Raw genomic sequence first — 17,357 nt, 5'->3', positions numbered from 1 at the left:
ATGAATCCCGTCCATCTCGCCATTGATCGGGTGGCCGCCTACTTCGCCCCCCGCGATACGCGCCAGGGGCTCGTGGCGCGCCGGCTCCTCGCCAGCCCCCGCGCGGACGACGACCGCCTGGCCGAGGCGCTGATGAAGGAGCGGCGGGCTCGCATCCGGTCGGATGGCAGTGTCGGCGGCGACCTGGTCTCCACGGCGTGGGTGGCCTGGGAGTTGATGGATCTCGGCGCTCCGCCGTCCGCGCCCGCGGTTCGCCGGCTGGTGACGTGGATTCTCGGGCGCCAGGAGAAGGACGGCGCCTTCGCGGAGGGGTGCACGCCGCGCCGCCACGAGCTCAAGCTCTGCGCGCACGCGATCGGCGGCTTCTTCTCCTACCGCTCGTCGGGAAGGACCGTGCGGCGGCTCACCCTCCCGACCGGGGCCACGGTGAGCTCCGACCAGGGAGCGCGCTTCCTCGCCTCATGCCTCGCGCTCCGAACCGTCCTCCGGGCCGGGGAGGAGGAGCGGACGCTGGTGCGGCGGCACGTCGGCAGCCTGCTCGCGCTTCCCAAGATGTGGGACTCCTGGGGCGGCCTGTGGGCACCGACGTTGACGGTGGGCGCACTGGCCGCGATCGCGTGGGCGCCTCCACCCTTCCGGGGGCAGCTCCCCATCCTCGCCGAGCACCTCGCGCTCAACCAGAAGCCGGACGGGTCCTGGCGCAACCTCGACATCGTGCACGCGGTGGATGCGCTGGTGGCCGTCCCGCTGCCCCAGGCCAAGGAGGCCGTCGCCCTGGCCGCGCCCCGGCTCGCCAAGATGCAGACCCAGAAGGGCACCGTCGGCGTGGGACCATACGCGGAAGAGCGGACCCTCTCCTCGCTCCGCGCCTGGCTCATCGCCCGCGAATACGCCTAGCACAGTTGCCAGTTGCGAGACGGCAAGACGCGAGCGTAGGAGCGAAGACCGCAGGACTCCTCACCGTCGAGGCGCCGTATGACCAGCCAGCCCCCGAACCAGCGCGACCGCATCCGGCTCACCAGCTACTCCCACGGCGCGGGTTGAGCCTGCAAACTCGGCCCCGCTGAGCTGGCGCAGGTCCTGCGCTTCGTGCCGTCCGTCCCCCCGGGGACCGACCCGGCCGTGCTGGTGGATGCCAGCGGCCGGGACGACGCGGCCGTCGTGCGGATCGCGGACGACCGCGCGCTCATCCTCACCACCGATTTCTTCACGCCGATCGTGGACGACCCGTTCACGTTCGGCCGGATCGCCGCGGCCAACGCCCTGTCGGACGTATACGCCATGGGCGGCCGACCGCTGTGGTGCCTGAACGTCGTGGGCTGGCCGCGTGACCGGCTGCCGCTCGATGCCCTCGGCGAGGTCCTGCGGGGCGGCGCCGAGACGGTGGCGCGGGCTGGAGCGCGCATACTGGGCGGCCATTCCATCGACGATCCGGAGCCCAAGTACGGACTGATGGTAGTGGGCGAGGTTCATCCCGACCGCGTCACCACCAACGCCCAGGCGCGGCCCGGCGACGCACTCGTGCTCACCAAGCCCATCGGAACCGGCATCGTGACCACCGCGATCAAGCGGGGCGACGCACCGGAGGACGCCGTGCGCGCCGCCGTCGAGTCCATGACCGCGCTCAACGACGGGGCCGCGGCCGCGGCGGCGGCGGCGGGCGTGCGCGCGGCAACCGACGTGACGGGCTTCGGCCTGCTGGGCCATCTCGCCTCGATGCTGCTCGCCAGTGGCGCCGCGGCCGAGCTGCGGGCCGGCGACGTGCCGCGGCTCGCCGGAACCCGGCGGCTCGCCGAGCAGGGACACGTGCCCGGCGGCACCCGCCGCAATCTCGCCGCCGCCAATGAAGCGACGTCCTGGGACCCGGCCCTCGACGAAGTCGAGCGACTCGTGTTGGCCGACGCCCAGACCTCGGGGGGGCTGCTGTTGGCGGTGCGCCAGGAGGCACTCCCCCGTCTGCTCGAGCTCCTCCTCGCCCAGCGGACGCTGGCCGCAGCCGAGATAGGCACGGTCGTCGCCGGCCCCGCCGGAGCTATCAGGGTCCAGGCCGGCAGCGCGACCCGTAATCCAAAGTGATGTGATCGGCTTTGGCTGCAACAGGCCGACTGGTGCTCCCCCGACCCGGCGGCGCTATCTTGATCCGATGGGGGTGCCGAATGGCTCACGAGCGCGAGTTCAAGGTGACGGCTGACGCCGCTGCTTGTGTTTATTGTGGTGCGACCGAGGACCTCGTCCGGGACGACCACCTCGAGGGGCTGTACTACTGTCCCAAGTGTCTCGACCGGCACGTGCGGCACGGCCAGCAGATCGACGATCGGGGCGAGGCGGAGCCGCCCTGGGACGGATGAGGCACGGCATCGCCGGCTCCTGAGCGGCATCCTCGCACCATGTTTGCCCGGCTAGTGGTTGGACTCGACGGCTCCGCCGGCTCCGATGCCGCGCTCGAGACCGCCCTCAGTGTCGCCCGTCGCTTCAAGACCACCATCGTGCTGGCCGTCGTCACCGACATCCGGCTGCTCGAGGCCCCGCTGTTCGAGACTGCCGGTTCGGTCTGGGCCGAGGGCATGCCCGCCGGGCCCGCCGCCGCCGAGCTGCGGGAAGCGCTGGAGGAGCGCGCGACGCGGATTCTCGAGGTCGCGGTCGCGAAGGTGACGGAGGCCGGGCTCCCGGTGGAAACCGCCCGTGCGACCGGCATGGTCGAGGAGGAGCTGGGGCGGCTCGCCGGCGACGCCGAGGCCATCGCGGTGGGCAGGCGCGGGGAGCTGCACGAGGGGATCGGCACTCTGGGCCGCGTGACGTGCCACCTCATCAAGCGGTCCCCGAAGCCGGTCCTCGTGGCGGGGGACACGCCATCCCGGTGCGAGCGACCCCTCGTCGCGTACGACGGCGGTGAAACGAGCAGCCACGCGTTGGAGCTCGCCGCGCGCTACGCGGAGGCCCTCGCCCTGCCGCTGGCCGTCGTGCACGTCACCGATGACGCGGCCGCCGGCGACGAGCTGCTCGCGCAGGCTGCGGTGTACCTGTCGGGCCGCGGCGCGGCCTTCCAGACGCATCGCCTCGCCGGCGAGGTCGTGCGAGCCGTGACGGAGTTCGTTTCCGCCTATGGCGCGGACCTGCTGGTCGCGGGGGCGCACGGGGGCCGCCGCCGGTGGGCGCTGGGCTCGCACGCCGAGCGACTGCTCAAGGCAACCACCATCCCCGTCATCATCCAGCGCTGATCCGGCAGGGCCGACACCGACTTGTGGATGCGCCCGTGCGGATCCTGGTGTACGCAGACGAAGCGTGCCTCGGCAACGGCCAGGAGCCGCCGACGCCTGGCGGTGCGGGCGGCCTGATCGAGGCACGCGACTCGTCCGGACGGGTCGAGCGCCGCGACTACTTCGTGGCCGAGGCCGATTCGACCAACAACCGGATGGCGCTGCGCTCCGCCATCGCCGCGCTGGAGCTGTTGAGCGCCAAGGGCCGCCCGCAGGCGATCCGATTCACCTCGGACTCCAGCTACCTGGTGCAGGGGATGCGGGCGTGGGTTCCCGCCTGGCGCGCCCGGGGCTGGCGGCGCCGGGGCGGCGCCGTCGAGAACCTCGAGCTGTGGCAGGAGCTCGTGGCCGCCGCCGAGCGGCACGCGGTGACCTGGCAATGGGTGCGCGGGCACGCCGGCCACGCCAAGAACGAGTACGCCAATCACCTGGCGACGCGCGCCGCCGCGGGGCAGCGGCAGTCCGGGGGACTGGTGCCGTCGGGCTTCGGCGCGTGGCTCGACGCCGAGCGCGCGAAGGGCAAGTACCTCGACTACGACCCCGACGCCGACGTGCCCTAGCGCGCGGTCGGCCGCCTCACTGGACGATGACGACGCCCTTCATGAAGGGGTGGGGCGTGCAGTGGTACGGGTACGTGCCGGGCCGGTCGAACCTCACCGCATAGCTCCCCTTGGCGGGGATGGGCCCCGAGGCAGGGCCGTCCACCTCGAACGTCACGCTGTGGTCCAGGGGATCCCGGTTGATCCAGCGCACGATCTGGCCCGCCGCGACTCGCACGGTGTCGCTCCCGAAGTGCAGCGCGGCGACTACGACGCTCGCGGCCGCCGGTCCGTTCGCGCCCGTCTCCAAGCCGCCGCCCGGATGGAACCACGCCTTGAAGCGGCTCAAATGGAGCGGGATGGTGAACTCGAAGCCGTACAGCCGCTTCACGGTGCCGAACTGGTTCAGGCCGCGCGAGCTGCCCTGCAGCGTGTTGCTCGCGACGTTGCTGACTTCCAGCGCGAACGTATGCTGCGATCCGGGGATCTGCACCTGGATGCCGGCGCTCCAGGTGGCCAGCGTGTCCCCGCCCAGGAGCTTCGCGTAGTCGCCCGACACCGCGAAGTACTGGCTCAGGCGCACGACGAGCCCACCGGCGAGAGCGGTCTGGGCCCGTGACGCGCCGAAGGCCTGGCCGAGCTCCCGCACTGCACCCTGCACCGTGACCGGGCCTCTCGTGTAGTCGGCGGCCAGCTCGCCGTCCACGCTGCCGGCTTTGAAGTTGTAGGCCGGGGTAATCGCGGCGGCGAACCCCTCGCCGCCCTCGGGCCCGCCGAGGAAACGCCAGCGCACCAGCAGCTCCGACTCGTTGTTCGAGGAGCCGCCCGGAACTTCCTGGGCCCGGGTGGCGAACCGGTAGGCGACGCCGAGGCCCCGTCCCAACCCCGTCGCGAACGTGAAGGTCGGGAAGTTGGTGAAGAAGCGCGCCGGCCCCGGGCTCACGTTGAAGCGGTGGAGGAAGTTGAACTGGACCACGCCGGGGTCGACCACCCAGTCGCCGCTCAGGTTGGGCGAGCGATAGAGCAGCGATTGCGCCCGCAGCGGCGAGGTGGCGGCGAGCGTGCAGACGGCGGCGATCACGGTGGTGGCGCGCATGTGGGGTCTCCGGTGGTGCCGAGGGCAGGCGCCCTCCCGGCGCACCGCACCCGCTTGGTTGACATTGGAATACGGCGAATCTAACGTGGCGCATCCACCAACGAGACTTGGGAGCGTTGCCCGCGCCTTCTCCATCTTCTCCCGACGAGCTGGACCGACTGTTCCGCCGGCTCATTTTGAACCTCGCCGACCTCGATCCCTCGCGCATCAACGGGCCGGTTGACGTCAACGAGCTGTACCAGAGTCTCATACCCTACCGAACCCACCGCGCGGCGTTGGCGATCGACTCGCACGAGGACTACGAAATGACGTTGCTGCGGCTTCTCGCCGGCGAGCGCGGCTACGCCTTCGTGGAACCGGAGGAAGCGCGGGCGGCGCTGGCAGGGGAGGCGGCCGGGGTCAACCCGGACACCGGTGCGTACCGGCTGCACGGGAACGCGCGGGTGACGTTCGACGCCGACCACGTGCGCGAGGTGCTCGCCGGTGCCGAGAGCGCGGCCGTCCCGCGGGCGACGCCGCCGGCTCCGCCGCTGCGCGCCGAGCCGCGGGGCGACGCGGCTCCGTGGTTCCCTGAGCCGCCGGACGAGAGCCCGGACCTCCCCCGGCCCGACGCCGAGGCCGACCAAGCCGACCTGCCCTTTGCCCTGGACGACGCCGCGGCCGACCGAGGCGTCTCGCCCCGGGCGGGCAGCGCGCCCTGCGCCTACTGCGGCGGCGAGCTTCCGGTGGGCCGCGCCGTCATCTTCTGCCCGCACTGCGGCCAGAACGTCGGTGTCGTGCACTGCCCGTCCTGCGGCGCCGAGTTGGATGTGGGGTGGCGGTTCTGCATCACCTGCGGGCGGCAGATGTCCGGCCTGGCGTGAGGCGGCACCCGGTCGCGGTCATCGCCGGCGACGGGATCGGCCCCGAGGTGGTCGGCGCGGCCCTCGCCGTGCTGGGCGCCGCCTCCCGCCGCTTCGGGTTCGGGCTCGACGTCGAGCAGCTCCCGTACTCGGCCGACCACTACCTGGCGACCCGGGAAACGATTCCCGATGCCGCCGTCGACCACCTCCGCAACGACGTGGACGCGATCTTCGTCGGCGCCCTGGGCGATCCCCGGGTTCCGGGCAACGAGCACGCGCGCGACATCCTCCTCGGGCTCCGGTTCCGGCTCGACCTCTACGTCAACCTCCGGCCGGTCACGCTGCTCCACCCGTCGTTGTGCCCGCTCCGCGACCTGCCTTCCGGCGCCCCGCGCGCGATCGACTTCGCGATCTTCCGGGAGAACACCGAGGGCATTTACGTCGGGGCGGGCGGCGGGCTCCGAACCGGGACGCCGGACGAGGTGCAGCTCGCGGAGGAGGTGCATACCCGCAAGGGGGTCGAGCGGATCATCCGCGCGGCGTTCGAGTGGGCCAAGGCGAACGGCCGGACCCGGGTGACGATGTCGGACAAGTCCAACGCCGTGCCCGCGCACCGGTTGTGGGGACGGGTGTTCGCCGAGGTCGGTGCCGAGTACCCCGGGATCGAGCGCGAGCACCGCTACGTGGACGCCCTGGCCATGGAGCTGGTGCGGGAGCCGGAGCGGTTCCAGGCGATCGTCACCCAGAACCTGTTCGGCGACATCCTCTCGGACCTCGCGGCCCAGCTGGTCGGAGGCCTGGGCATATCCCCCTCGGCGAACCTCCACCCCGGCCGTGCCGGCCTGTTCGAGCCGGTCCACGGCTCGGCGCCGCCGATGGCTGGCAAGAACGTCGCCAATCCGTTCGCCGCAATCCTGACGGGCGCGATGATGGTGCGCGAGCTGCGATACCCGGAGGCGGCGACCGCGCTCGAGGATGCGGTCCGCGCCGCCGTGGCGGCGGGCATGACCACGCCGGATCTCGGCGGCACCGCGGGGACGCGGGAGGTCACCCGGTGGATCGCGGAGCGCGTCGCGCACTGATCGCCGCGGAACCCCGACCGCGAGATCGAATCCGGGCCCGCGGCCGGCGCTGGGGAGCGTGCCGCGCTCGGGCTCTGCCACTGCAAGTCAGCTTGCTGCCCCCCTGAGCCGGGGCGATATTCCGCCGCTGCCGGGACTGCCCGGCTTCCCTCGTGAGCCGGCGGAGCCTTACCCATGAAGACGCAGGGCAAGGACAGGGACGTGGTCTTCCTGAGCGGCGTGCGGACGCCGTTCGGGACGTTCGGCGGGACCCTCAGGGATCACACGGCCATCGACCTCGCGGCCACCGCGGCACGCTGCGCCGTGGAGCGCTCGGGCCTCGCACCCGCCGACTTCGACCACGTCGTGTTCGGCAACGCGCTTCAGACGTCGCCGGACGCCATCTATTTCGCCCGGCACGTGGGCCTCAAGGCGGGCCTGCCGATCGAGGTGCCCGCGCTGACGGTGAACCGGTTGTGCGGCTCGGGCTTCGAGGCCATCGTGCAGGCCGCCCAGCAGATCCTGCTCGACGAATCGAAGGTCGTCCTCGCCGGCGGCGGGGAATCGATGAGCCAGGCGCCCCACGTGATCCGCGGGGCGCGGTGGGGCTTGAGGCTCGGCCCGCCGGCCCCGCTCGAGGACCTGCTGTGGGAGTCGCTCACCGATCCCCAGTGCGGCTTCTCGATGGCCCAGACCGCGGAGAACCTCGCGGAGAAGTACCGGCTCACCCGCCGCGAGGTGGACGAGTTCGCGCTGCGCTCCCAGCAGCTCGCGAAGCAGGGCTGGGACCGGGGTGCCTTCGCGGACGAGATCGTCGCGGTCCAGGTCAAGGACCCCAAGACCCGCCAGATGGTGCCGTTCGCCTCCGACGAGCACATGCGGCCGAGCACCACGCTCGAGGGGCTGGCCAAGCTGGCCCCGTACTTCAAGAAGGACGGCCTGGTCACCGCGGGCAACGCGAGCGGTATCTGCGACGGGGCGGCGGCCTGCGTCGTGGCGTCGGAAGACCTGGTCAGGGCGAAGGCCCTGAAGCCGCTGGGCCGTCTGGTGGGATGGGCGGTCGCCGGCGTCGAGCCGAAATACATGGGGCTGGGCCCTGCGCCCGCGATCCGCAAGCTGCTTCACAAGACGGGAACGAACCTCGAGCAGGTGGATCTGATCGAGGTGAACGAAGCGTTCGCGCCGCAGTACGTGGCGGTGGAGAAGGAGCTGGGCCTGCCGCGCGAGAAGGTGAACGTGCACGGCGGCGCCATCGCCATCGGGCACCCGCTCGCCGCCTCCGGAACGAGAATCACCATTCACCTCCTCCATGCGCTGCGGAAGAGCGGCGGCAGGTTCGGGATCGGCAGCGCCTGCATCGGCGGCGGCCAGGGTGCCGCCGTGATGGTGGAAGCCTTCACCAAGTAGGGGGACCGATCGGTGGACGCTCTCGCAGTCGTCGCGGTTGTGGCGGCGCTCTATGCGCTCTCCAGCCTCCGGATCATCAAGCAGTACGAACGCGCCGTGGCGTTCTTCCTGGGCCGCTACTGGAACACCAAGGGGCCCGGGCTCGTGTTCCTGCCGAGCATGATCGCGCACATGCACCGGGTGTCGCTGCGGATCGTCGCGCTGGACATCCCGCCGCAGGACGTGATCACCCGCGACAACATCTCGCTAAAGGTCAACGCGGTGCTGTACATGAAGGTGAAGGACCCGGCCGCAGCGATCATCGGGATCGAGAACTATCTGTACGCGACGAGCCAGCTCGCCCAGACCACGCTGCGGAGCGTGTGCGGCCAGCACCAGCTCGACGAGCTGCTGAGCGAGCGGGAGAAGATCAACGAGACGCTGAAGGCCATCATCGATGCGCGCACCGTCGAATGGGGCATCGAGGTCTCGGCGGTCGAGGTGAAGGACGTGGACCTCCCGGTCGAAATGAAGCGCGCGATGGCGCGGCAGGCCGAGGCCGAGCGCGAGCGGCGGGCCAAGGTCATCAACGCCGAAGGCGAGCTGCAGGCGTCCGAGAAGCTGGCGGCGGCCGCGCATATCATCGGCGCGGAGCCGGCGGCGATCACGCTGCGCTTCCTCCAGACGGTCTCCGAGATCGCCTCGGAGAAGAACTCGACCACGTTCTTCCCGCTGCCGATCGACCTGCTGAAGCCGTTTCTCGGGGCGTACCGGCAGTCGGAGCCGGCGGCGCCACCGCCCGCGCTGGCGAGTGCCGCGGCGCCGGCGGCCCTGGCGGGCGCGTCGCCCGGCACCGCCTTGCCGCCGGCGGCGCAGCGCGAGGCCGCCGAGCGGCGGGGGTAGGGCGGCGTGGCCGGAGAGCTGGTTCCGCGGAAGATCACCCGCGCGCAGCTCGAGCGGATCATCCAGCGCGCCGCCGAGCTGCAGGCCGGCGAAATGGACACCGGCGAGGACATCACCGAACAGGAGCTGCTGAAGCTCGGCTCGGACGTCGGCATTCCGGGCCGATTCCTCCGCCAGGCCCTGTACGAAGACGCCGCTGGCGGCGCGGCCCTGGAGCGCGACCTCGCCACCAGGTGGATCGGGCCCAGGATGGTGCTCGCCCACCGCGTGGTTCCGGGCACGCGGGCCGCCCTCGAGCAGGCGATCGAGGAGTTCATGACCGAAGAGGAGGCGATGACGCCCAAGCGCCGCCTCCCCGACCGCACCATATGGGAGCGCCAAAAGGGCCTGTTCGCCGAGATGAAGCGCGGACTTTCGCTCGAGGGCAAAGCCTATCACCTGGCCCGCGCCGTGGACGTCTCCGTGCAGGTGGCGGCGCTCGAGGACGGCTACTGCCACGCCGAGCTGGCCGCCGACGTCACCAACACGAGGGAGTCCGCGCTCGCGGGCGCCGCGACGCTCGCCTGCACCGGCCTGCTGGGCGCGATCGTGCTGGCCGTGGTTCCCGGGCTGGCGGCGCTGGCGGTCCTGCCGCTGCTGGGCGGCCTCGGCCTCGGGATGCTCGCGGCCCGCACCCACCGCCGCAAGGCGGAGCGGATGCAGGTCGCGCTGGAGCAAGTGCTGGACCGCCTGGAGCGCGGCGAGATCCGCGCCCGCCCGCGCATCGCCGGCCCGCGGCTGAGCGCGTTCGGGCGGATCGCCACCGAAATCAAGAAGTCCCTCGAGGGCCACCAATGACCGACATCGCCACCGTCGGCGTCCTCGGCTGCGGTCTGATGGGCAGCGGCATCGCCCAGACCGCGGCCGCCGCCGGTTTCCCCACCGTGGTCCGCGAGATCAGCGACGCGCTGATCGACAAGGGCAAGGGCGCCATCGCCGGCTCCCTCAACAAGCTCGTCGAGAAGGGGAAGCTCGAGACTTCCGCGCGCGACGGCACGCTCGGGCGGCTGCGCTTCACGACTCGGGTCGCCGATCTCAAGGACGCGGACATCGTCATCGAGGCCGTCACCGAAGACCTGGACGCCAAGAACGCGCTGTGGAAGGAGCTGGACGGCCTGTGCCGGCCGGCGACCCTGTTCGCCTCCAACACCTCCAGCCTGACCATCGCGGCGATGGCCGCCACGACACGGCGCCCGGACCGCTTCGTCGGCCTGCACTTCTTCAACCCGGTGCCGGTGATGAAGCTGGTCGAAGTCGTCCGCACCGTCACCACGTCGGCCGAGACCTTCGATCGCGCCTTCGCCTTCGCCGCGAAGCTGGGCAAGGAGCCGATCGCCGCCAAGGACAACTCGGGCTTCGTCGTGAACCTGCTGCTGGTGCCCTACCTCCTCGACGCCATCCGCGCCCTGGAGCACGGGGTGGCCAGCGTGACCGACATCGACAAGGCGATGCAGCTCGGCTGCGGCTACCCGATGGGCCCGTTCGTCCTGCTCGACTTCGTGGGCCTCGACACGACCTACAAGATCGCGGAGATCATGTTCACCGAGTACCGCGAACAGCGCTACGCACCGCCGCCGCTCCTCCGGCGGATGGTGCTGGCGGGGTACTACGGGAAGAAATCGGGCCGCGGGTTCTACGACTACAAGACCACGCCGCCCACTCCATCCACCCTGGGGCTGTGACGATGTTCCTAGGCTATGACGTCCCACGGCTGCACGCCGCGCTCAACGACCTGCCGCCGGCGCTGCTGCCGCTCTCGGTGCTGTTCGACCTGCTGGGCATCGCCTTCAAGCGCGAGTCGCTCAAGGCGGCGGCGTTCTGGACGCTGGTGTTCGGCGTGCTCGGCACCGGCGCCGCGGTCATCTCCGGCCTGCTGGCCGAAGACGTGGTCCAGCACAGCGAGCAGGCGCACGAGATCATGGAGACGCACGAGACGCTCGCCCTCGTCGTGCTGGCGATTTTCGGGGTCCTCGCCCTGTGGCGGATTCTCCGGCGCGGCGTGTGGCGCGAGAAGGAGCAGCCGGTCGCTCTGACGGCCGGCGTGATCGGCGTCGCCATCCTGCTCTATGCGGCGTCCCTGGGCGGAAAGCTCGTCTTCGATCACGGCCTGGGCATCGGCACCGAGCGGCTGGAGCAGATTGCCACCGAGCGGGGCGGACACGAGCACCACGAGCACGCGGCGTCGCCCGCCGCCGCCATGCCCATGCCGGCGCCGGCGGACACCACGAGGCCGGGCACGGCCAGGCCCCGTGCCGACGCCGCCAAGCACTGACCGCGGGCCGCGGCCCGGCCGCGGCCCCGTCGGCCTCGTCATCGCCGCAGCGGCCATCGCCGCGCTGGTCCTCGCCGCGTGCGCGAGGCTGGGCGGCCTGAGACCGCGCTACGGACCCATTCCGGGCAGTGTGTCCGTCGAGCTCGACGGACAGCCCGTCGCGGTAATCGACTCCGCCGCCTCGGAGGTACGGTCCGCCGGGCTCACGGTGGCGCTGCTGGATTCGGCCGAGGGCTACCTGGTGACCGGCTGGTACGACGTGGTGCGCCGGGCCACCGTCAAGGGCGACGGCCGCGATCTCGATCACGCGGTGAGGCTCAGGTTCTTCGCGGATCCCACGGGCGGCAAGACCCGCCTGGCGGCGGAGTGCGTGCGCCGCATCGCGTTCGACCCGAGCGAGCCGGAGCACGACCTGGAGCGCATGGTGGCGGACAGCACCCCGGGGCGCGTGCTGCTCGACAGCATCGTGGCCCGGCTCAAGGCCGCCTACCCGTCCGCCGCCGTGAAACCGTCCGCCGCGCAGGCGCCCTGACCGCGCGCGGGCGGAGCGGCCGGGACTAGGCGCCGTCTACGAGGCTCTTCACCCAGGTCTCGAACTTCCCGACGTCGACCGCCGCGTCCTTGCACGGCCCCGAGGGCAGCCGCATCGTCAGGCCGAGGACCGGTATCTTCGCCGCGACGTCGTGGATGCCGCTCACCATGTCGCGCTCGCAGGCCACCGCGACCACGGCGCGCGGCCGCCGCTCGCGGATCGCGCGCCGGGCCAGTTGGCCGCGCGTCGCCACGAACACCGGTACCTCGTAGCGCCCCGCCACCTCCAGGATCCCGTCCAGCGCGTCCTTGGCGAGGCACCGCGGCACGAGCACCAGCAACTCGCCCTTGCCCACCTTCCGCCCACGCCGCGCCGCGAGGCCGTTGAAGGCCTCGACGGCCGCGTGCTCCACCCAGTCCCGCACCCCGAACTGGCGCGCCACCCGCGACGTCCAGCGCATCAGCGCCAGGAACGGCCCCCGCTCCGCCAGTCGCTCCGGCAGGAGGAGCGCCGGTCCGTAGAAGGAGGCGAGGAGCAGGCCGAACCACACCCACGAGAGCACGGTGACGGCCGACACGGCGAGCAGCACGACGCGCGGCAGCGGCTCCCACAGCGTGGCGAGGCGGGGGCCGAGCAGGTACGCCGCCGCGTAGGCCGCGGCGGCCACGAGCCCGAGGGTCAGCGCCGCGTAGCCGAAGAACCGCCGCGGGGGACTGGTGAAGTTGCCTCCGTCCGGGAGGGGCTGCCCATCCCACTCGTCCCACTCGTGACCAAGGCGGCGATCCACCTCGATCCGGATGAGGTTCGCGCGACTCCCGTTTGTCGGCATGAATCGGCGAGTATCACCGGAGCGTAAGTGCTTGTCAAGCTTGCAGCGCGGCCGTTAGCTTGCGCGCGTGCGCGCCCCCCCCGGCTTCCGCGGCGAGTTCCGCACGGACGACGTCGCCCGCGCCCTGTACGCCGAGGGCGCGGGCATTTTCCGCATCATGCCGCAGGCCGTGGCGGTTCCTTCGGGAACGGGCGATCTGGTGACCCTGGTTCGCTGGGCGGGGAGCGAGCGTCTGTCTCTGGTCCCGCGCGGGGCCGGCAGCGGGATGCCGGGCGGGAACATCGGTCCGGGGGTCGTGGTGGATCTGACGCCGGGCTTCCGCGCGCCGCCCGTGATCGATGCGCAGGCGCGGACCGCCCGTTGCGGGGCATCCATCACCTACCAGGCGCTGAACGCCGCGGCGGCCGGACACGGGCTCAGGCTCCCACCCGATCCGTCGAGCGGAGCGTTCTGCACCCTGGGCGGCATGGTCGCGACCAACGCGGCGGGCGCCCACAGCGTCAAGTACGGGGCGATGCGGCGCTGGGTTCGCGCGCTGGAGTTCGTGACGGCCGACGGCGAGACCGGCGCCACGGACGGACCCGGCTTCGGGGACGCGCGCGGCGCTCCGGCGCCGCCAACGACGGCAGCCGAGCAGCGGTTCCTGCGCGCGGTCGCAGGACGCCTCCGCGAGCGCGCTGCGGACCTGGCCAGCGCCGTGCCGCATACGACCAAGAACTCGGCTGGCTACGCGCTCGACGCGTACGCGGCCAGCGGGCGCACGGCCGATCTGCTGACCGGCAGCGAGGGCACGCTGGCCATCGTCACCGCCGTCGAGGTCGCGCTCGCCCCGCTGCCGGAGGACCGCTCCACGCTGCTGGTGACGCTGCGCTCGCTGGACGATGTCGGGCCCGCCGTGCTCGCCCTCCGGCCCCACGGCCCCTCGGCGATCGAGCTGCTGGACCGCACCTACCTCGACTTCGTCCGGGGGGCGGTTCAACGCCGGGTGCCGGACGGCACGGAGGCGGTGCTCCTGGTCGAGTTCGAGGGGGATGGTCGCGGCGCGGCGGGTGCCGTCCGCGGCCTGGCCGAGACGACCGAGCTGGCCGACGACGTCGCGTCGGTGAGCCGGCTGTGGGAGCTGCGCCACCTCGCCAGCCCGATTCTCGCGTCGCTGCCCAACAACCTGCGGTCGCTGCAACTGGTCGAGGACGGCTGCGTGCCGGTCGCCGTCCTCGGCCGGTACATCCGCGCGCTGCGGGAGGCGGCGGCCACCTTCGGCTTCGAGATCGTGATCTTCGGACACGCGGGGGACGGGCATCTCCACGCCAACGTCCTGGCGAACGTCTCCGCGCCCGACTTCGCCGCACGGCTGTTCGGCTGCCTGGAGGCGGTGACCGGAGCCCAGCTGTCGCTCGGAGGCACGCCCTCGGGCGAGCACGGCGACGGACGGTTGCGCGCGGCGTTCCTCGCGCCGACGTTCGGCGAGGCCTACGCGGACCTGTGCCGCCGCACCAAGGAGGCCTGGGACCCGGCGGGGATCCTGAACCCGGGGGTGAAGCTGCCCGCGCCGGACGCGAGACTCGACGCGTCGATGCTCAAGGTGGGCGCCGGCGCGCCGCCGATTCCCGCCGCGATCGCCGCCTGCCTTCGCGAGGTCGAGCGCTCGGCGGGGTGGGGCGCGTTCCGTCTGTCCCTGGCCCCCGCGCCGTCGGCCGCGTGAACCGATGGACTCTCGCTTCTCACCTTCGCTTCTCACCTCTCACGCGAACGTCTCACTTCCCACCTCTCACCTCTCACGTCGCTAATGGACATTCTCCGCGCCCCCCTCGTCACCCTCATCGCCCGCCCGCAGTTCACCGAGCCCGCCCACCTCAAGGTCAGCTGGCGGGGGGAGGCCACGGACGGCGAGAAGCTGGCCGAGTTCGCCGGCCGCCTGTGCTACATGAGCCAGGCCAACCCGGCCAAGCGGTCCTCGGCCGAGTATCTCGAGAACATCAAGAAGCAGGGACACGGCTCGGTGCTCGAGCACTCGGTGTACGTGCTGCTGATCGAGGGGATCTCCCGCTCCTGCTCCCACGAGCTGGTCCGCCACCGGGCGGGCTTCGGCTACAGCCAGCTCAGCCAGCGGTACGTGGACGAGTCTCAGGCCGCGTTCGTCGTGCCCCCCGCGATGCTGGGCGACGAAGCGCTGGAGGCCGCGTGGCTGGCGCAGGTCACCACCGCGCAGGCCGCGTACGTCCGGGCGGTCGAGGACCTGATGCGGCGCTACGAGTGGGTGGCGGACAAGATCCACCGCCGGAAGATGGCGCGCGAGGCGGCGCGCTCCCTGCTGCCCAACGCGACCGAGACCAAGATCGTGGTGAGCGCCAACGTCCGCGCCTGGCGCACGATGCTGGAGCTGCGCTGCGGCGAGGGAGCGGAGCAGGAGATCCGGCGGATGGCGGTGGCGGTGCTGCAGGTGCTCACGGCGGAGGCGCCGAGCCTGTTCGGCGACTTCGAGACCTATCGGGCGCAGGACGGCGCCGAGGCCGCGCGGGTCACCTACCACAAGGTGTGACCCGCGCGGCCCCGGGCGCCGTCAGGCTTCCTCCTCCTTCTCCTTCTTCTCCTTCTGGTGCTCCTCGATCACCTTCGCGGCCGCGTCCGGCGGCATTTCCGCGTATCCCTTGAACTTCCGGCGATAGGTGCCGCGGCCCTGGGTGAGCGAGTGCAGCTGGGTCGCGTACTTGTACAGCTCCGCCTCCGGCACCACGGCCTTGAGCTTCAGGCCCGCGCCCTCGGGCTCGGAGCCGAGGATCTGGCCGCGCCGCGAGCTGAGGTCGCCCATCACGGCGCCCAGGTACTCCTCGGGGGTCATCACCTCGAGGTCCACCAGCGGCTCCAGTAGCACCGGCTTGCAGTTGGGCGACACGTTCCGGAACGCCAGGATGCCGGCGAGCTTGAACGACATTTCGTTCGAATCCACCGTGTGGTACGAGCCGTCGAACAGCTCGACCTTGAAGTCCACGACCGGGCAGCCCGCGAGGATCCCGCGCACCGCGGCCTCCTGGATGCCCCGATCCACCGCGGGGATGTACTTGCTGGGGATCGAGCCGCCCACGATCTGGTCTTCGAACACGTAGCCGCCGCCGCGCGCCAGCGGCGCCATCCGGATCCAGCAGTCGCCGAACTGCCCGCGCCCGCCCGTCTGCTTCTTGTGCCGTCCCTGTCCCTCACTCTTCCCCTTGATGGTCTCGCGGTAGGGGATGCGCGGCTTGGTCTGCGTCGCGTGGACGCCGTACTTCCGCGCCAGCCGCCCCAGGGTCACCTCGAGGTGCCGCTCCCCCAGGCCGTAGATCCAGGTCTGGCGGACGTCGGCGTTGAACTCCCAGTGGAAGGTGGGATCCTCTTCCGTGATCTTGGCCAGCCCGATGTTGATCTTGTCCTCGTCGCCCCGCTCTTTGGCCTCGATGGCGACGTGGATGATCGGCTCGGGGAACGGGATCCGCGACAACACCACCTGCACCGCCTGGGTGCACAGCGTGTCGTTGGTGTGGGTGTCCCGGAGCTTGGCGATGACGCCGATGTCTCCCGCGTGGAGAACGTCCACCTCCAGCTTGTCCTTGCCCTGCGCCACCGAAAGGTGATTGAGCTTCTCGGGCGCGCTCCGCGCCGCGTTGTAGACCTCCTGGCCGTTCTTCACCATTCCGGAATAGATGCGGAACAGCGAGACGTCGCCCACGTGCGGCTCGGAAACCGTCTTGAACACCAGCGCACTGAACGGCGCGTCGTCCCGCTCCGCAATCTCCAGCTTGTCGGCGCTGCCCCACTTCTCCGCGTGCGCGGGCGGATTGTCGGAGGGCGGCGGCACCAGCTCGACGATCTCCGAGAGCAGCGCCCGCGCGCCGAAGGTCAGCTCGGCGGCGCCGCACAGCACCGGAAACAGCTCGCGCCGCTTCATCGCGGCGCGCATCGCCGTCACCAGCTCGTCGTGCGAGATCTCCTTGCCCTCGAGATAGCGCTCGACCAGCGCGTCGTCGGTCGAGGCCACGGTCTCGATCAGGTCGCTCTCGTACTTCTCGTACTCGGCCTGCAGCTCCTTGGGGATGTCCTGCTCGTCGTACTCGCCGGTCTTGGTGCCCGCCTTGTACACGTGCGCCGTGCGGCTGATCAGGCTGATGATGCCGCGGAACTGCGGGCCGGCGCCGATCGGGATCTCGACCGGGATGGCCTTGGGCGTCAGGCGCTCGCGGATCTGGCCGTACACCTTGCCGAAGTCCGCGTGCTCCTTGTCCATCATCGAGACGAAGAAGATCGCCTCGTGCTCGCAGGTCCGGGAATACTCCCACACCTTCTCGGTGCCCGTCTCGACGCCGGCCGACGCCCCCAGCACGATCAGCGACGCGTCCGCCGCGTAGACGCCCGCCAGCGCGTCCCCCGCGAAGTCGAGGTACCCGGGCGTGTCCACGAGGTTGATCTTCACCCCCTCCCACTCGGCATGGGCCAGGGCGAGGTTGATGCTGTAGCCGCGTTCGATCTCGTCGGGGGAGTAGTCGGTGAGGGCGGAGCCTTCCTTGATGCGACCGTGCCGCTTGCTGCTTCCGGCCACGAAGGCGAGGGCGTCGACCAGGCTGGTCTTG

The 17,357-nt window shown here is 71.4% G+C and carries 18 protein-coding genes; 15 read left to right on the top strand and 3 right to left on the bottom strand.

Features of this window, described 5'->3' with window-relative positions:
- The 5 genes from VMF70_14205 to VMF70_14185 all read left to right on the top strand — a co-directional run bounded on the left by VMF70_14205 (position 1) and on the right by VMF70_14185 (position 3,817).
- Positions 1 to 897 (top strand): hypothetical protein, encoded by an 897-nt coding sequence (locus VMF70_14205; protein ID HTT69172.1) that lies wholly within the window; start codon positions 1 to 3, stop codon positions 895 to 897.
- 78 nt (positions 898 to 975) lie between these two features.
- A complete protein-coding gene (selD, locus tag VMF70_14200) occupies positions 976 to 2,076 on the top strand; it encodes a selenide, water dikinase SelD (GenBank protein ID HTT69171.1) in 1,101 nt (366 codons plus the stop codon).
- An 80-nt stretch (positions 2,077 to 2,156) separates the two neighbouring features.
- A complete protein-coding gene (locus VMF70_14195) occupies positions 2,157 to 2,348 on the top strand; it encodes a hypothetical protein (GenBank protein ID HTT69170.1) in 192 nt (63 codons plus the stop codon).
- 39 nt (positions 2,349 to 2,387) lie between these two features.
- Positions 2,388 to 3,218 carry a universal stress protein gene (locus VMF70_14190; GenBank protein ID HTT69169.1) on the top strand — a complete coding sequence of 277 codons (831 nt, stop codon included), beginning with the start codon at positions 2,388 to 2,390 and terminating at the stop codon, positions 3,216 to 3,218.
- Between the two features lie 35 nt (positions 3,219 to 3,253).
- On the top strand, positions 3,254 to 3,817 hold the full coding sequence (locus VMF70_14185) for a ribonuclease H (GenBank protein ID HTT69168.1): 564 nt from the start codon (positions 3,254 to 3,256) through the stop codon (positions 3,815 to 3,817).
- 16 nt (positions 3,818 to 3,833) lie between these two features.
- Here VMF70_14185 and VMF70_14180 read toward each other — a convergent pair whose 3' ends face one another.
- Positions 3,834 to 4,892 (bottom strand): plastocyanin/azurin family copper-binding protein, encoded by a 1,059-nt coding sequence (locus VMF70_14180; GenBank protein ID HTT69167.1) that lies wholly within the window; start codon positions 4,890 to 4,892, stop codon positions 3,834 to 3,836.
- A 116-nt stretch (positions 4,893 to 5,008) separates the two neighbouring features.
- On the opposite strand from VMF70_14180, the gene VMF70_14175 reads away from it, so the two are divergent.
- The 8 genes from VMF70_14175 to VMF70_14140 all read left to right on the top strand — a co-directional run bounded on the left by VMF70_14175 (position 5,009) and on the right by VMF70_14140 (position 11,927).
- Entirely contained in the window at positions 5,009 to 5,755 is a 747-nt protein-coding gene (locus tag VMF70_14175) for a zinc ribbon domain-containing protein (GenBank protein ID HTT69166.1), read from the top strand.
- Positions 5,752 to 6,816, top strand: coding sequence for an isocitrate/isopropylmalate dehydrogenase family protein (locus VMF70_14170; protein ID HTT69165.1), 1,065 nt, complete (start codon positions 5,752 to 5,754; stop codon positions 6,814 to 6,816). Before VMF70_14175 ends, VMF70_14170 begins: the two co-directional genes overlap by 4 nt.
- A 174-nt stretch (positions 6,817 to 6,990) precedes the next feature.
- Positions 6,991 to 8,202 carry an acetyl-CoA C-acetyltransferase gene (locus VMF70_14165; protein HTT69164.1) on the top strand — a complete coding sequence of 404 codons (1,212 nt, stop codon included), beginning with the start codon at positions 6,991 to 6,993 and terminating at the stop codon, positions 8,200 to 8,202.
- A gap of 12 nt (positions 8,203 to 8,214) precedes the next feature.
- Positions 8,215 to 9,084 (top strand): slipin family protein, encoded by an 870-nt coding sequence (locus VMF70_14160; GenBank protein ID HTT69163.1) that lies wholly within the window; start codon positions 8,215 to 8,217, stop codon positions 9,082 to 9,084.
- A gap of 6 nt (positions 9,085 to 9,090) precedes the next feature.
- The gene (locus VMF70_14155; GenBank protein ID HTT69162.1) at positions 9,091 to 9,921 is read left to right on the top strand and encodes a hypothetical protein; all 831 of its coding nucleotides are present in this window, start codon (positions 9,091 to 9,093) and stop codon (positions 9,919 to 9,921) included.
- Entirely contained in the window at positions 9,918 to 10,805 is an 888-nt protein-coding gene (locus tag VMF70_14150) for a 3-hydroxybutyryl-CoA dehydrogenase (GenBank protein ID HTT69161.1), read from the top strand. Before VMF70_14155 ends, VMF70_14150 begins: the two co-directional genes overlap by 4 nt.
- Positions 10,806 to 10,807: 2 nt before the next feature.
- On the top strand, positions 10,808 to 11,395 hold the full coding sequence (locus VMF70_14145; GenBank protein HTT69160.1) for a DUF2231 domain-containing protein: 588 nt from the start codon (positions 10,808 to 10,810) through the stop codon (positions 11,393 to 11,395).
- A complete protein-coding gene (locus VMF70_14140; protein HTT69159.1) occupies positions 11,373 to 11,927 on the top strand; it encodes a hypothetical protein in 555 nt (184 codons plus the stop codon). The genes VMF70_14145 and VMF70_14140 overlap by 23 nt, the downstream gene beginning before the upstream one ends.
- 25 nt (positions 11,928 to 11,952) lie before the next feature.
- On the opposite strand, the gene VMF70_14135 is transcribed toward VMF70_14140, so the two are convergent.
- Positions 11,953 to 12,714, bottom strand: coding sequence for a DUF116 domain-containing protein (locus tag VMF70_14135; GenBank protein ID HTT69158.1), 762 nt, complete (start codon positions 12,712 to 12,714; stop codon positions 11,953 to 11,955).
- 109 nt (positions 12,715 to 12,823) lie between these two features.
- Here VMF70_14135 and VMF70_14130 point away from each other — a divergent pair, with 109 nt between their 5' ends.
- Positions 12,824 to 14,458 carry an FAD-binding oxidoreductase gene (locus tag VMF70_14130; GenBank protein HTT69157.1) on the top strand — a complete coding sequence of 545 codons (1,635 nt, stop codon included), beginning with the start codon at positions 12,824 to 12,826 and terminating at the stop codon, positions 14,456 to 14,458.
- Positions 14,459 to 14,542: 84 nt separating this feature from the next.
- Positions 14,543 to 15,295: an FAD-dependent thymidylate synthase gene (thyX, locus tag VMF70_14125; protein ID HTT69156.1), complete on the top strand. Its 753-nt coding sequence runs from the start codon at positions 14,543 to 14,545 to the stop codon at positions 15,293 to 15,295.
- A gap of 21 nt (positions 15,296 to 15,316) precedes the next feature.
- Here the strand turns inward: thyX and VMF70_14120 are convergent.
- Positions 15,317 to 17,357, bottom strand: a 2,041-nt coding sequence (locus VMF70_14120; GenBank protein HTT69155.1) for an elongation factor G, incomplete at its 5' end; no start/stop codon positions are given.

It is taken from the genome of Gemmatimonadales bacterium (assembly GCA_035502185.1).
Lineage (GTDB): Bacteria > Gemmatimonadota > Gemmatimonadetes > Gemmatimonadales > JACORV01 > Fen-1245.
The sequence above is the reverse complement of the archived record's forward strand: the minus strand, read 5'-3'. Positions and strand labels throughout refer to the sequence as shown.

Excerpts from the sequence above, each read along its gene's own strand:
- VMF70_14145 (HTT69160.1), top strand. The coding sequence starts at position 10,808 with ATGTTCCTAGGCTATGACGTCCCACGGCTGCACGCCGCGCTCAACGAC.
- VMF70_14190 (HTT69169.1), top strand. The coding sequence starts at position 2,388 with ATGTTTGCCCGGCTAGTGGTTGGACTCGACGGCTCCGCCGGCTCCGAT.
- thyX (HTT69156.1), top strand. The coding sequence starts at position 14,543 with ATGGACATTCTCCGCGCCCCCCTCGTCACCCTCATCGCCCGCCCGCAG.
- VMF70_14180 (HTT69167.1), bottom strand. The coding sequence starts at position 4,892 with ATGCGCGCCACCACCGTGATCGCCGCCGTCTGCACGCTCGCCGCCACC.
- VMF70_14165 (HTT69164.1), top strand. The coding sequence starts at position 6,991 with ATGAAGACGCAGGGCAAGGACAGGGACGTGGTCTTCCTGAGCGGCGTG.
- VMF70_14150 (HTT69161.1), top strand. The coding sequence starts at position 9,918 with ATGACCGACATCGCCACCGTCGGCGTCCTCGGCTGCGGTCTGATGGGC.
- VMF70_14195 (HTT69170.1), top strand. The coding sequence starts at position 2,157 with ATGGCTCACGAGCGCGAGTTCAAGGTGACGGCTGACGCCGCTGCTTGT.
- VMF70_14205 (HTT69172.1), top strand. The coding sequence starts at position 1 with ATGAATCCCGTCCATCTCGCCATTGATCGGGTGGCCGCCTACTTCGCC.